The sequence below is a fragment of the Micromonospora sp. WMMD967 genome (genome assembly GCF_029626165.1).
Taxonomy (GTDB): Bacteria; Actinomycetota; Actinomycetes; order Mycobacteriales; family Micromonosporaceae; genus Micromonospora; species Micromonospora taraxaci.
In genome coordinates this window covers 4,099,527-4,113,144 of record NZ_JARUBK010000001.1, presented here as the reverse complement: position 1 = coordinate 4,113,144, position 13,618 = coordinate 4,099,527, and the positions used below count along the sequence as shown (strand labels likewise).

Annotated in this window: 15 protein-coding genes; 5 read left to right on the top strand and 10 right to left on the bottom strand. The window is 70.5% G+C overall.

Translation table 11 applies throughout. The annotated features are described in order from the left end of the window. Positions 1-195: 195 nt before the first annotated feature. From O7631_RS19015 to O7631_RS18995, 5 genes are all read left to right on the top strand, one after another. The gene (locus O7631_RS19015; protein WP_278145433.1) at positions 196-1,170 is read left to right on the top strand and encodes an ABC transporter substrate-binding protein; all 975 of its coding nucleotides are present in this window, start codon (positions 196-198) and stop codon (positions 1,168-1,170) included. Between the two features lie 65 nt (positions 1,171-1,235). Beyond that, entirely contained in the window at positions 1,236-2,036 is an 801-nt protein-coding gene (locus tag O7631_RS19010) for an ABC transporter permease (protein WP_278145432.1), read from the top strand. After that, the gene (locus O7631_RS19005) at positions 2,033-2,857 is read left to right on the top strand and encodes an ABC transporter permease (protein ID WP_278145431.1); all 825 of its coding nucleotides are present in this window, start codon (positions 2,033-2,035) and stop codon (positions 2,855-2,857) included. Before O7631_RS19010 ends, O7631_RS19005 begins: the two co-directional genes overlap by 4 nt. Further along, entirely contained in the window at positions 2,850-3,662 is an 813-nt protein-coding gene (locus O7631_RS19000; RefSeq protein ID WP_278145430.1) for an ABC transporter ATP-binding protein, read from the top strand. Before O7631_RS19005 ends, O7631_RS19000 begins: the two co-directional genes overlap by 8 nt. A 39-nt stretch (positions 3,663-3,701) precedes the next feature. After that, complete coding sequence (locus O7631_RS18995; RefSeq protein WP_278145429.1) at positions 3,702-4,589, top strand: PaaX family transcriptional regulator C-terminal domain-containing protein; 888 nt, start codon at positions 3,702-3,704, stop codon at positions 4,587-4,589. On the opposite strand, the gene O7631_RS18990 is transcribed toward O7631_RS18995, so the two are convergent. The 10 genes from O7631_RS18990 to O7631_RS18945 form a co-directional block, all read right to left on the bottom strand. Next, positions 4,513-6,036 carry a long-chain fatty acid--CoA ligase gene (locus tag O7631_RS18990; protein WP_278145428.1) on the bottom strand — a complete coding sequence of 508 codons (1,524 nt, stop codon included), beginning with the start codon at positions 6,034-6,036 and terminating at the stop codon, positions 4,513-4,515. The genes O7631_RS18995 and O7631_RS18990 overlap by 77 nt on opposite strands. Positions 6,037-6,096: 60 nt before the next feature. Continuing rightward, positions 6,097-6,549 (bottom strand): MaoC family dehydratase, encoded by a 453-nt coding sequence (locus O7631_RS18985; RefSeq protein ID WP_278145427.1) that lies wholly within the window; start codon positions 6,547-6,549, stop codon positions 6,097-6,099. A gap of 17 nt (positions 6,550-6,566) precedes the next feature. Continuing rightward, on the bottom strand, positions 6,567-7,448 hold the full coding sequence (locus O7631_RS18980; RefSeq protein WP_278145426.1) for an amidohydrolase family protein: 882 nt from the start codon (positions 7,446-7,448) through the stop codon (positions 6,567-6,569). 23 nt (positions 7,449-7,471) lie between these two features. Continuing rightward, complete coding sequence (locus tag O7631_RS18975; protein ID WP_278145425.1) at positions 7,472-8,398, bottom strand: SDR family NAD(P)-dependent oxidoreductase; 927 nt, start codon at positions 8,396-8,398, stop codon at positions 7,472-7,474. Between the two features lie 76 nt (positions 8,399-8,474). Next, the gene (locus tag O7631_RS18970) at positions 8,475-9,206 is read right to left on the bottom strand and encodes an IclR family transcriptional regulator (RefSeq protein WP_278145424.1); all 732 of its coding nucleotides are present in this window, start codon (positions 9,204-9,206) and stop codon (positions 8,475-8,477) included. Positions 9,207-9,260: 54 nt separating this feature from the next. Further along, positions 9,261-10,214: a PDR/VanB family oxidoreductase gene (locus tag O7631_RS18965; protein WP_347403513.1), complete on the bottom strand. Its 954-nt coding sequence runs from the start codon at positions 10,212-10,214 to the stop codon at positions 9,261-9,263. Then, a complete protein-coding gene (locus O7631_RS18960; RefSeq protein WP_278145423.1) occupies positions 10,211-10,417 on the bottom strand; it encodes a hypothetical protein in 207 nt (68 codons plus the stop codon). The genes O7631_RS18965 and O7631_RS18960 overlap by 4 nt, the downstream gene beginning before the upstream one ends. Then, the gene (locus tag O7631_RS18955; RefSeq protein ID WP_278145422.1) at positions 10,414-11,457 is read right to left on the bottom strand and encodes an aromatic ring-hydroxylating dioxygenase subunit alpha; all 1,044 of its coding nucleotides are present in this window, start codon (positions 11,455-11,457) and stop codon (positions 10,414-10,416) included. The genes O7631_RS18960 and O7631_RS18955 overlap by 4 nt, the downstream gene beginning before the upstream one ends. Positions 11,458-11,688: 231 nt before the next feature. Then, entirely contained in the window at positions 11,689-12,018 is a 330-nt protein-coding gene (locus O7631_RS18950; RefSeq protein ID WP_278145421.1) for a TraR/DksA C4-type zinc finger protein, read from the bottom strand. A 614-nt stretch (positions 12,019-12,632) separates the two neighbouring features. Continuing rightward, positions 12,633-13,409 carry a hypothetical protein gene (locus tag O7631_RS18945; RefSeq protein ID WP_278145420.1) on the bottom strand — a complete coding sequence of 259 codons (777 nt, stop codon included), beginning with the start codon at positions 13,407-13,409 and terminating at the stop codon, positions 12,633-12,635. Between the last annotated feature and the right edge of the window lie 209 nt (positions 13,410-13,618).

Here is a 13,618-nt window from a genome sequence, read left to right as displayed (position 1 = left end):
GCGCGGCCACGTCGCGGAGCATTATTCAACTTATTCATGACGGGCGTCAGAAATTCTTGACTTTCAATGCCGGGGTGACTGACCATGGCCACCACAGCGGCGTGCGCCCCCACGCAGCGGTAGTTCACCTGCAGATCCGAGGCATCCGCCGACTTCCGACGCACCCACCACCCCCGCCCAGGAAGGGCCTCGTCAATGAAGAAGGTCATGGCTCTCGGGCTGATCGCCGCTACCGCGATCGCCCTCACCGGATGTACCGACTCCGACGCGTCCGCGCCGTCCGAACAGACCTCGGGTGAGTTGCGCAAGGTCCGGGTCGCGGCGCTGCCCATCACCGAGACCGCCGCGCTCTGGGGCGGCATCAAGGCAGGGCACTTCGCCGAACGCGGGCTCCAGGTCGAGGTGCTGCCCGCCCAGGGTGGCGCGCAGGCCATTCCCGCCCTGATGAACGGCGACATCGACTTCGCGATCGGCCAGCCCTTCGGCCCGTTCCGCGCCGACCTGCGCGATCTCGGCGTCGTCATCATCGGCAACTACGCCTCCTCGTACGCCGACGGCGACGACATCAACGCCGTGGTGGCCTCGGCGAAGTCCGGCATCAAGCGGCCGGCCGACCTCGCGGGCAAGCGGGTCGCGGTCAACAGCCTCGGCGCCGCCGGCGACGTGACGATCATGGCGGCGGTCGAGAAGGACGGCGGCGATCCCAAGGCGATCAAGTTCGTCGAGGTCGCCTTCCCGGACGCCCCGGCCCAGCTGGAGTCCGGCAACATCGACGCCGCCTGGGTGCCGGAGCCGTTCGTCACGCAGTTGAAGGCCCGTGGGAACACCTACGTCGTCGCGCCCTACCAGGCGGTGGTGCCCGGTCTGACCACCCTCACCACGATCACCACCAAGGAACGCACGGAGAAGGACGCCAAGCTGGTCGAGGACTTCACGGCGGCGATGAAGAAGACGTTGCAGTGGGCCAACGACCCCGCCAACATCGCACCCCTGCGGCAGGCCATCAAGGACAACCTGCAGCTGCCCCCGCCGGTGGCCGACTCGGTGCGGCTTCCGGCCTTCGGGTGGGAGGTCGACAGGTCCAGCCTGCAGACGCTCGCCGATCTCGCGCAGAAGTACAAGGTGCTCGACAAGCAACCCAACTTCGACCGTCTCATCCAGCAGAAGTAGCCGGCGCGATCCCGCCCTCCCCGGTCCGGGGAGGGCCTCGCCGCCCGCGTGACGACGGGAGTGACATGCGCGTGTTCTCCACCCGACGCCAGCGCGCGATACGCAGGGCCGTGCTGGGCGCGGTCGGCCTGACCGGGTTCCTCGTCGTCTGGCAGCTGATCCCGACGCTGGGCCTGGTCAATCCGCTGTACCTGCCCTACGTGACGGACGTGCTGGCCCGGCTGTTCGAGCAGCTGGTCGACCTCGCGTTCTGGCGGCGGCTGGGCAGCACCATGACGTCCTGGGCGATCGGTCTGACGGTGGCCACGCTCGCCGCGGTCGTCCTCGGGACCGTCGTCGGGTTGGTGCCGTTCCTGCGGCGCGCGACCCACACGGCCGTCGAGTTCCTGCGCCCGATCCCGTCGGTAGCCCTCATCCCGCTCGCCGTGCTGCTGTTCGGCATCCAGATGCAGGCCGCTCTCGTCATCATCATCTACGCGTCGTTCTGGCAGGTGTTCGTGCAGGTGATCTACGGCGTCGCCGACGTCGACGCGGTGGCCCGGGACACCGCCCGCAGTTTCGGTCTGACCCGGCGGGAGCAGTTGTCGCACCTCGTCCTGCCGACCACCCTGCCGTACCTCATGACGGGCCTGCGGCTCGCGGCGGCGGTCGCGCTCATCCTCGCCGTCACCGCGGAGATGGTGATCGGCAATCCCGGGCTCGGGCGCATGATCGAGCTGTCTCGCTCCGCCGGAGACGCCGCCGGCCTGTACGCGCTGGTCGTGGTCACCGGTCTGCTCGGGCTCACGGTGAACCTCGTCTTCCGGTTCGTCGAACGTCGGGTGCTGTCCTGGCACCAGTCGGTACGGGGAGAGGAGGCGCGGTGACCGCGTACACCGGTCGGATCGCCACCACACGGCGCAGCCGCAACGTCGGGACCCGGATCGCGAGCAGCGTCCTCCACGCGCTGGGGCTGCCGATCCTGCTCCTGGTGCTCTGGGGTGTGGTGGCGACGAGAGCGACGAGCCAGTTCTTCCCCGACCCGCTGACGATCGCCGAGGCGTTCCGGGAGACCTGGGTCGGCCCGGCGTTCGTCGAGGACGTGCTGCCGAGCCTCGCCCGCCTCGGCCTCGGTGTCGCCGCGTCGATCGTGCTGGGCATCGCCGCCGGCACCGTGATCGGCCTGACCCACTGGCTGCGGGAGCTGCTCGAACCGCTGCTGGAGTTCCTCCGCGCCATCCCGCCTCCGGTGCTGATTCCGGTGGCCATGCTCCTGCTCGGGATCACGGACACCATGAAGGTGGTCGTGATCGTCTCCGGGGCGGTCTGGCCGATCCTGTTGAACACGATCGAGGGTGTCCGGGGCACGGACAGCGTCATGACGGAGACGGCGCGTTCGTTCCGGGTGTCCTGGTGGGAGCGGCTCTGGTTCCTCGTGCTCCCGGCCGCGAGCCCACGGATCATGGCCGGTGTCCGTCAGGCCCTGTCGGTCGCGCTGATCCTGATGGTCATCTCCGAGATGTTCGCCTCGTCCTCCGGCCTCGGTTACCGGATCGCCTACTTCCAGCGCAACTACCTGATCGCCGAGATGTGGAGCGGCATCCTCCTGCTCGGTCTCGTCGGCGTCTTCCTCGCCGTAGCTTTCGGTCTCGTCGAACGGCGCGTCCTGCGCTGGTACCACGGAATCAGGGAGGTCAACCGTGCCTGATCGGAGCGCCCTGCTGCGCGTCGAGCACCTGCGGAAGGTCTACGGGTCCGCGACGGGCGACGTCGAGGCGATCGGGGACATCAGCTTCACGATGCGGGCCGGTGAGCTCGTCTGCATCGTCGGGCCGTCCGGCTGCGGCAAGACCACCCTGCTGAAGTGTCTCGCCGGCCTGCTGCGACCCACCAGCGGAGTGGTCGAGATGGACGGCGCGCCGGTGACCGGCCCGAGCCCCGCCATGGCCGTCGTGTTCCAGGAGTACGGTCGCAGCCTCTACCCCTGGCTGACCGTGCGCGGGAACGTCGAGCTTCCGCTGCGGCACAAGAAGCTCCCCCGCGCGGACCGGGACAAGCTGGTCGTCGACGCCCTGGAGGCGGTGGGTCTCGCGCACGCCGCGCGGAGCCACCCGTGGCAGCTCTCCGGGGGGATGCAGCAGCGCGTGGCGATCGCGCGGGCGATCGCCTACGAGCCGGACGTGCTGATCATGGACGAACCGTTCGCGGCCGTGGACGCGCAGACCCGGGCCGACCTGGAGGACCTGGTGCGTGAGCTGCACGCCAGCCGGACCATCTCGATCGTCTTCGTCACCCACGACATCGACGAGTCGGTGTATCTCGGACAGCGGGTTCTAGTATTGTCCACGTCGCCGACCTGGGTCCAGGAGGACCTCGCGATCGACCTGCCGCCGGAGCGCGATCAGATCACGACCCGCGCCCTGCCCCGTTTCACGGAACTGCGGACGCACGTCTACGACCAGATCCAGCGGGCCAAACGCGGGCAGGCCGTGGCCCCGCGACCCGCGCGGTGACCGGCGGCCACAGCAACGAGTGCGCCGAAGGGAACCGCCGTGGGTAGTCGTCAGCCGAAGCAGTTGCTGCTCGCCTTCTTCGGCGAGCATGTCGTCGACGGCGACACGGGGCCGATCCGGGCGAGCGTCCTGATCACCGTGCTGGAGGGTGCCGACGTCGCCGCGCCGGCCACCCGGGCGACCCTCGACCGTCTCGTGCACAGCGGCATCCTGGCCCGCAGCAGGAGTGGCCGGGAGACCCTGTTCTCACTGACGGAGCACGGCGTAGCGGTGCTGCGCGAGGCCAAGGACCGCGTGCGCGGGCCGCGGCCGTTCGACCCCCAGGGCAGCGGGTGGACGCTCGTCACCTTCTCGATCCCGGAGGGGCAGCGGATGCTGCGGCACCGGCTGCGCTCGACCCTCACCTGGGAGGGCTTCGCGCCGATCCGGGACGGGCTCTGGCTCGCGCCCGGCGAGGTCGACCTCGCCGGGTCGCTGGAGCCGCTGCGCCAGGACCTCGCGCCCAACACGGTGGTCGCCTTCCACGCCCGCGAACTCGCCGGTTTCCCCATCGGCGCGAGCGTCCGCGCCGCGTGGGACATCGAGGCCATCCGGCGTGCGCACCTCGCCTTCATCGAGGTGTGGGACGACCCGTCCGCGGCGGCGATGGCGCCCAGCGCCCTGACCGTACGGACGATGCTCGTGGCGGACTGGCTCGCGCTGCTGCGCGCCGACCCGAGGCTGCCGGCCGAGTTCATGGACGCGGAATGGCCCGCCACGAGATCGGTGGACACCTACCGCCGGATGCACCAGAAACTGGCCGGGGCGTCCGCTGCGGAGTTCGCGGCACTCGTCACGGCCCGGCCTGCGGCTAGACGCCGAAACGGGTCCGCAGATCAGCCTTCCGCACCTTCCCCGACGCCGTCCGCGGCAACTCGTCCACGATGACGACGTTCTTCGGGAGCTTGTAGCGCGCGATCCTGCCGTCCAGGCACGCCCGCACGCTGTCGGTGTCCACCGACGCCCCCTCCCGTACTGTCACTATCGCCCACGGCACCTCTCCCCACCGCTCGTCCGGGACGCCGATGACCGCCGCCGAGGTCACCCCGTCGATCTCGGTGAGGAGCTGTTCGAGTTCGAGCGGGTAGATGTTCTCGCCCCCCGAAATGATCATGTCCTTGAGGCGGCCGGAGATGTAGAGGTAGCCGTCGGCGTCCAGGTGGCCGAGGTCGCCGGAGCGGAACCACCCGTCGGCCGTGAACGCCTCGGCGGTCGCCTCCGGGCGCCCGTGGTAGCCGGGGAAGACGTTCGGGCCGGCCACCTCGATCTCGCCGACACCGCCGGTGGGCAGCACCGCACCGGTCGGATCGGTGATCCGCACGTCGGTGAAGAAGTGCGGCAGACCGACACTGCCCTGCTTGACGCGGGTCATCGTCGCGGGCAGCGCGGTCGCACCCGGCGACGCCTCGGTCATGCCGTACCCCTGTGCGAACGACAGACCCCGCGCCTCGTACGCGTTGAGGATGCGGGCGGGCACCGCCGAACCTCCGCAGGTGAGTTTCGTCAGCGTCGACAGGTCGGTCGACGCCCAGGCGGGATGGTCGGCCATCAGCTGGTAGGTGGTCGGCACGCCGCTGAGCATGGTGACCCCGTGCCGTTCGATCTGCGCGAGCGCGCGGCCCGGCTCGAAGCCCTTCTCGATGACCATCGTGGCGCCCTTGAGGATGACGGGTAGGGCTCCCATTCCGAGCGAGGCGACGTGGAACAGCGGCGAGATCATGAGCGCGACGTCGGTGGAGACCACGTCGTAGTCGACCACGCAGTTGAGCGCCACCCAGGTGAGGTTGCCGTGGGTCAGCACGGCACCCTTGGGCCGACCGGTCGTGCCCGAGGTGTAGACGATCGCCGCCGGCTCCCGGTGGGTGGTGTCGGCGTGGTCGGTGAACGCGGCGGCGCTGCGCGCCAGGTGGGCCAGACCGGGGCGGTCCACCGCGCCCTCGCCGGTGACGAGGACGTGCGGAGTCCGGGCGGTCGACGTGGCGGCCGCCACCGGCACCGCGAAATCCGGGTCGTGGATCAGCACCCGTGCGTCGCAGTCCGCGAGCACGTACGCGATCTCCGGTGCGGCGAGCCGGGTGTTGACCGGCACGAAGACGGCGCCGACCTGCGCCGCCCCGAACATCACCTGAAGGAACTCGGGGCTGTTCTCACCCAGGTAGGCGACCGTGTCGCCCCTGCCGACGCCCCACGCGCGCAGCACCGCCGAGGTCCGGTCGGTGGCGTCGGCGAACTGGCCGTACGTCATCGTCGAGCCGTCGCCGTGGATGAGGGCGACGGTGTGCGGGGACTTGAGCCGGCGCTTGACCAACCAGGCGCCGATTCCGTGCTGGTGCATCATCAGTCTCCCGGTGGTGGAGGTGGTGTGCTCACCCGGCCCGACGGACGCCCCCCGGGTTCAGGCGTAGAAGCGGTACAGCCCTCTCGCGACGACCGCCGGCTTGGTGCCGCCCTCGATCTCGATCGTCTGGTCGACAGCGATCTGGTAACCACCGCGCACCTCGACGACCTCGGCGACGATGGCCCGCATGCGTACCCGCGCCCCGACCACGACCGGCGCGGGGAAACGCACCTTGTCGAGGCCGTAGTTGACCTTCGTGGTCACGCCCTTGACCTCGAGCAGCTCGGTCCAGAAGGGAACGGCCAGGGAGAGGGTGAGGAAGCCGTGCGCGATCGGTGCGCCGAACGGGCCGGTCCTCGCCCGCTCCGGGTCGACGTGGATCCACTGGTGGTCGTCCGTCGCGTCCGCGAACAGGTCGACCTGGTCCTGGGTGACAGTGCGGTACTCGGTGTGACCGAGATCGGTGCCGGCGAGGTCGCCCAGCCGCTCGTAGGTGATGGTCGTCGTCATGGCGCTTCCTCTCGTCGTCACCGGGCGAGGCCCAGCAGTCGGGCCGCGTTGTCCTTGAGGATGCCCGGGAGCACGTCCGGCTTGAGATCGGTCGTCTGCACGTCGCGCAGCCACCGGTCGGGGGTGAGCAGGGGGTAGTCGGTGCCGAAGAGCACCCGCCGCTTCAGCACCGAGTTGGCGTAGCGCACCAACTCGGCCGGGAAGTACTTCGGGCTCCAGCCGGACAGGTCGATCCAGGTGTTGTGCTTGTGCGTGGCCACCGACAACGCCTCGTCCTGCCAGGGCACCGACGGGTGGGCCATGATGATCTGCAGGTCGGGGAAGTCGGCGGCGATCGGGTCGAGCAGGATCGGATTCGACAGGCCGAGCCGCAGGCCGTAGCCGCCCGGGGTGCCCGCGCCGATGCCGGTCTGCCCGGTGTGGAAGAGCGCCGGGACGCCGGCCCGCTCAAGGAGCCCCCACAGCGGCGCGTACTCGTCGTGGCTGGGGTCGAAGCCCTGCACCGTGGGGTGGAACTTGAAGCCGCGTACGCCCTCCTCCTCGATCAGCCGGGTGGCGAGGTCGAGGGCGGCCTCCCCGGTACGCGGGTCGACCGAACCGAACGGGATGAGCACGTCGGCGTGCTCGGCCGCCGCACGGGCGATGTCGGCGCTCGACAGTGGCTCGTGCTTCAGCTGGGTACGCGCGTCGACGGTGAAGACGACCGCCGCCATGCTCCGCTCGCGGTAGTACTGGGCCACCGCGCCGACCGCCGGCCGTGGGCCGTCCGTCCGGAAGTACGCCGACGCCGCCGCCACGAGAGGTTCGGGTAGTGAGGCGTGACCGTGGTCGTCGACCTCGATGTGCACGTGCATGTCGATCGCCGTGACGGTGTCGAGGTCGATCGCGGGCTGGTACATGGGGCCAACCTTCGTCGGGCGGGTCAGGACGTCACGGGCTCGAACTCCTCGGGGAGTTTCGGGAAGCGTTCGCCGACGCTCTGCTCGGCGCCGGCGAACGTCGTCGGCCAGGCGTCCACGAGCGCGTCGTACGTCCAGCCGCCCTCGCGGTGCGCTGTCAACGCCGCCTCCGGGTGGGTCCAGATCTGCAGGCGGTCCCCGCCGACCCCGATCACCTGGCCGGTCACCGAGGCTGCCGCGTCGGAGCCGAGGAACGCGACGAGACCGGCGACGTCGTCGGCCGTGCCGAATCCCAGGTCGTGTCGGAAGAACGCGGGCATCGGCTCGCCGTTCGCCTCGGCGCGTACCGCCGCCGCGAAGTAGGGGACGGTGGCGGTCATCGCCGTCGCGGCAACGGGGACGACGGTGTTGGCGGTGATACCGGCCCGCTTGAGCTCCAGCGCCCAGGTGCGAACCATGCCGACGATGCCCGCCTTGGCCGCCGCGTAGTTGGTCTGGCCGAAGGTGCCCCGCTGCCCGGTGGGTGACCCGACGCAGATGATCCGCCCGCCCTCGCCGGCCTGCCGCATGTGCTGCACCGCTTCGCGCACGGTGGTGAACGTGCCGCGCAGGTGGACGTTGACGACGGTGTCGAAGTCGTCGTCGCTCATCTTCCACAGCACGGTGTCGCGCAGCACGCCGGCGTTGGTGACGAGGATGTCCAGCCGTCCGAAGTGTTCGACCGCCGTGCTGACGAGTTCCTTCGCGGTCTCGGTCGGACCGACCGGTGCGACCACCGCGACGGCCCGGCCGCCGGACGCCTGGATTCCCGTCACGGCGTCGGCCGTGGCCTCGGCGTCGACGTCGTTGACCACGACCGCCGCGCCGCGCCGCGCCAGCTCCCGCGCGTAGGCGAGGCCCAGACCCCGTGCGGCCCCGGTGACGATGGCGACTTTGCCGTCCAGTGACATGAGCGCTCCCTGTCGTCGATGGTGGCCCTCCGGGTACTACGCGCACCGGCAACGTAATGCAGAATTTGATCGGGCGTCAACGATTTGCAGTCTTTCCCAGCGCCCGGGAGAGCGTCCGGCCCGCCGCCCGCACCAGCGGGGCCAGCGCCACCGGGTCCGCCCGGTCGTGGGCCACCACCAGCGAGATCGCCGCCACCACACCCTCCGGTACGCGGATCGGAGCGGCCACCGAGAGAGCGTCCATGGTGACCTGACGGTCGCTGACCGCGTACCCGACGCGGCGCACCTCGGCGAGGCAGCGACGCAGCCGCCTCGGATCGGTGATGGTCATCTCGGTGTACCGCTCCAACGGCGCGGCCAGCACCTGCTCCTGCACCTCGACAGGGGCGTGGGCGAGCAGGACCAACCCGACTCCGGTGGCGTGCAACGCGAAGCGGCCGCCCACCCGGGTGAGCACGGGCACCGCGTGCCGCCCGGAGATCCGTTCGATGAAGACGAGTTCGAGGTCCTGCCGGACGGCAAGTTGGACGTTCTCGTGGGTCACCTCGTACAGGTCCTCCATGACCGGCAGGGCAAGTTCCCGCAGCCCCAGACCTCGCGGCGCGAGGGAACCCACCTCCCACAACCGCAGGCCGATCCGGTACCGCCCGTCGTCGCCGCGCTCCAGGGCGCCCCACGCGACCAGCTCCGCGGCCCGTCTGTGCACAGTGGGCACCGGCAGACCGGAGCGACGGGCCAGCTCGCTGAGGGTCAACGCCGGGGTGGCCGAACTGAACGCGTCGAGCAGGGCCAGCACCTTGCTCGTCACCGACCGTCCCGGTTGTGCGCGCACCCCGCCATCATCCCCGCCCGCGCCGGCTGGTCACAGCTCCAGCACGAGTCGGGGCGTACGGGCCCGGGACACACAGATCATCATGGTGTCCCCGGCGGCCCGTTCCTGAGCGGTGAGCAGGCTGTCGCGATGATCCGGCACCCCGTCGAGCACGGGCGTCTCGCAGGTGCCGCAGGTGCCCTCCCGGCAGGACGAGAGGACCGACACGCCGGCCTCCTCCACCGCCTGCAGGATCGGCGTGCCCGGCGGCACGGTGACCGTCCGCCCGGAGAGCACCAGCTCGACCTCGATCGACGTCTCCTCCGCGCCGGTGGTGGCGAGCGCTGTGAAACGTTCGACGTGCAGCCGACCGGGCGGCCAGCCGAGGCACCGCTCCTCGACCGCCGCCAGCAGTGGCTCGGGGCCGCAGCAGTAGACCAGCCTGTCGTCCGGCCGACCCAGCAACCCGGCCAGGTCGAGCAGCCCGGTCTCGTCCTGCGGGCACAGGTTCACCCGGTCGCCGTACCTCTCCCGCAGGGTGGTGGCGAAGGCCATGGTGGCGCGGCTGCGCCCCCCGTACACCAGCCGCCAGTCGGCGCCCGCGGCGTCGGCGGCGGCGACCATCGGTGCGATGGGGGTGATGCCGATGCCGCCGGCGATGAAGAGGTATCTCCGGGCGGCGACCAGCTGAAAGGTGTTGCGGGGCCCGCGCACCCGGACGGTCGCGCCGACGGTGAGCCGCTCGTGCGCCAGCCGGGAGCCACCGCGTCCGTCCGGTTCCCGTTGCACGGCGATCCGCAGGACCGACCGGTCCGCCGGGTCGCCGCACAGGGAGTACTGGCGGGTCAGGCCCGCGCCCAGCTCCAGGTCGATGTGCGCGCCCGGTGCCCAGTCCGGCAGGTCGGCACCGTCCGGCCGACCCAGGCTGATCGCGACGGTCTCCGTCGCCACCTGGTCCCGGCGCGTGACCACCAGCTCCACACCGGCCACCTCGTCCACCGTCACGCCGGCATCGCCAACCGGGTCCGGGGGTCGGGTGCGGGCACGGCTGCGGCCTGGTGGCCCTGCGGGTGGCCCAGCAACCACTCCCACAGCTCGATCGGCTCCTCGGCGAGGCGCTCGGCGCCGCAGTGACAGCTCCCCCGCAGGATGTCGGTGCCCGGCAACCAGTGCACCCGGTACAGCCGCTCCCCGGTGTGGGAACTCATTTCGGTGCTCCCACCGTCCCCGACTCCACCAGCCGGGCCAACATCCGCCGGGCGGCCAAACCGCCGGTGTCGATGTTGATGCTCAGTTCCTGGTACCGGTCCGGCTCGGCGGCGATCACCTTCTCCAGGATGTCGAGCGCCCGCACATCCTGCATGACCACCGTGTGGTTGCTGTCGTGCAGGTACTCGCTGACCGACTCGTCGTCGATCGCGAAGTCGCGCGCCACGGCCCAGAAGTCGTAGGTGGTGTGCTCGGTCGACGGGGTGATCGCGTACACGATCTCGGCGTGGAAGGCCTCGTTGTCCTCGCCCTCGGCCGGCGGGTAGACGCCCTGCGGGGCGATCCGGCTATGCAGGAGGTACAGGCAGGGCGGGTGGTACTCGATGTCCTGCCACCGGGTGATCCGGCCCTGGATCCCGGTCGAGCGGGCGTAGAACGGCGGACACGCGGCGTCGTCCATGTGCCGGCTGACGTGGACGACACCCCGGTCCTCGTCCACTGTGGTGGTGATCGGGGTGTTCGCCACCTCCGGTGTGCCGATGTAGCCACCGTGCAGGTACGTCTCGTGGGACAGGTCCAACAGGTTGTCCACCAGCAGGCCGTACCGCGCGTTCAACGGGGCCATGCCCCGCACCACGGCGTACCGGGGGTCCGCCAGCCACGGCGCGCGGGGAATCGCCGCCGGGTCGGCCCGGTCCAGGTCACCGATCCAGACCCAGACGAAGGAGTCCTGTTCCACCACCGGGTAGGAGACGACACGCGCGGTGCGCGGGATGCGTTGCTGACCGGGTACGAAGACACACGCGCCGGTCGGGTCGTAGGTGAAGCCGTGGTAACCGCAGACGATGGTGTCGCCGTCGAGCCGGCTCTCCGACAGCGGGTAGCGCCGGTGCACGCACCTGTCGGCGAGAGCCACCGCCTGCCCGGCACCGGTGCGGTACAGCACCAGCGGCTCGCCGAGCACCGTGCGGGCGAGCAGGTCCCGCCCGACCTCGCTGCCGTAGGCCGCCACGTACCACTGGTTACGAGCGAATGCCATGCGACCGGACCTCCACGCAGACGAACGTCGATGGAGTCGCATCATCCCGTGCGGCGTCGGCGGCGGGGACCGAAGCTTTCACTGGGTGAAAACCCCGGCGTTCGTCTTCACCGACCTCGGCCGGCCGCAGGCGTCCCGTCGGCACCTGTAGAGCTGCCCCAATTGTGGGGCGGACAGTGCCCGGACGCGGGTGTGTGGCTGCCGCGCTCGGCCCGGCAGCCACACGACGCGTCACTTGTTCTGCTTCTCCTGGCACGGCACGCAGAAGCGGGCATGCGGCAGCACTTCGAGCCGCTCGGCCGGGATGCTCTTGCGGCACCTCTCGCAGAGGCCGTAGGTGCCGTCGCTGATCCGGCCCAGCGCACCGGTGATCTGCTCGATGTTGCGGCGGGCCGCCGCCAGCAGCGCGGCCTGGTTGTGGGCCTCGCCCGGGTCGCCGGTGTCCGCGTTGAGCTCGGTCAGTTCCCGCAACCGGGCCGTCTGTGTGGCGAAATCGTCCGCCAGAGATGCTCGCAGATCAGCCAGCCAACTCTGGTCGACAGTTCGATGATCGAGGCTCATGGCCTACCTTTCCGAAGAGGGGTGCAAAAAGAAAAAAGGGCCGAAGCTCTGATGGCTTCGCCCTGGCGGTCGTTCTGGGATGCAACGATTCCGCGGGAGGGTCTCGCCCGCTTCGCGCCGGGCTGAACAGCCGGTGTGTGGGCGCGATGTGCGACGCGCGGACGACCGGCACCCGCAGGTCGGCCATCGGGCGGGCCGCCGTCGCCATCCGGGCAGCACCGAATGCCGCCACCTCAGTGACGGCAAGCGAGCGGAGAGTCACCGGCGGCATCCCTCCACCATAGGGCGGCATTCGCCACAATGCCAATGCCGCAACCGGGCAGCCCCGCTCCGGGCGGGAGCGGGGCTCGGAGCCGGCGGGACGGTGAGCGAATCAGTTCTGGATCGAGAACGTCGCGACGACGCCGTTGTGGTCGGACTTCGTGCCGCCGACGATGTCGTAGCCGGTCATCCACATGAGCTGATAGTCCGGCAGCCGCTTCCAGAAGTAGACGTAGTCGATGTGCCGGTTGCCGTGCGTCGGAACCCGTTCCCCCGAGACGGGCCGCCCCGGGCGTCGTCGACACCCGGGGCGGCGGCCGGCGGTCGCCGGCGGTGAGACGCGACGGACGGCGTCAGCAGCCGAGCCGTTTGGTCGAGAGAGCGATGTCGTCGATCCACAGGTCGAACTGGCCCGGCGTGGTCCCACCCTGGTAGAGCTGCCAGCCGATCTTCACGGTGTTCACCGTCGGCAAGACGAAGGGCACGTCGTTGCCCCCGTGCTCGGTCGTGGAGGCGGTCAGTTCCGGGTTCGCCACGCCGTCGATCCACACCGCGACGCGGTTGTCCGTCGGGTCAAGTTTCCACTCGAAGCACTGCCAGGTGTCCTCGGTGACCGGGGCGGACTCACGCCAGTTGGTCCAGTCCCCGGTCGGGCCGCCGTCGGCACCCACACCCCAGAAAATCCCGGGGACCGTGGGCGCGTACTGGCCGCCGACCGGACGGACGACCTCCGAGCTACCCGTGCCGGTCGCCTCCACCAGCGTGAAGTGCGCCCAGTCCGGGGCGGTGGGGAAGGCGTCGACGCGCAGCCGCATCCGCCCGTAGAAGCGGTTACCGGGTGCGGCGAAGTCGTCGACGCGCAGGAAGGCGCGCCCGTTGTCGACGGTACGGACGTGCAGGACCTGGTTGCCGCGCCGGCCATGCTCCACGGTGAGCGTGCCGTTGCGGGTGTCGACGCCCCAGTCCAACGTGCTGGCACCGCCCGGCGGGAGCCGCTCGAAGTCTTCACAGAACAACAGGCCACGGGTGGCGCACGAGCGCTGGGAGGCACCCGACGCACCCGCCGGGACACTACCGGCGGTCGTGCCGAGGATCAGGGCGGCGGTGAACACCGCGAGGTAACGACGCATGGTCATCCTTCATGACATCGGGCCCCCACCTCGGCGGGCAGGGGCGGGAACGGCTTTCCCGACATGGCGATCGCCGCCCGCCTCGTCGCCGGCCGGGTGCGCCGACCTGGCGCATCCGACGTTCGGTGTCAGAGATCGTGGCGGGAGGCGCACGTCGGGCAACTGCCCGTCGTCGTGGAGATGGCCCGGCGGTGCGGCGTGCGCCCGTC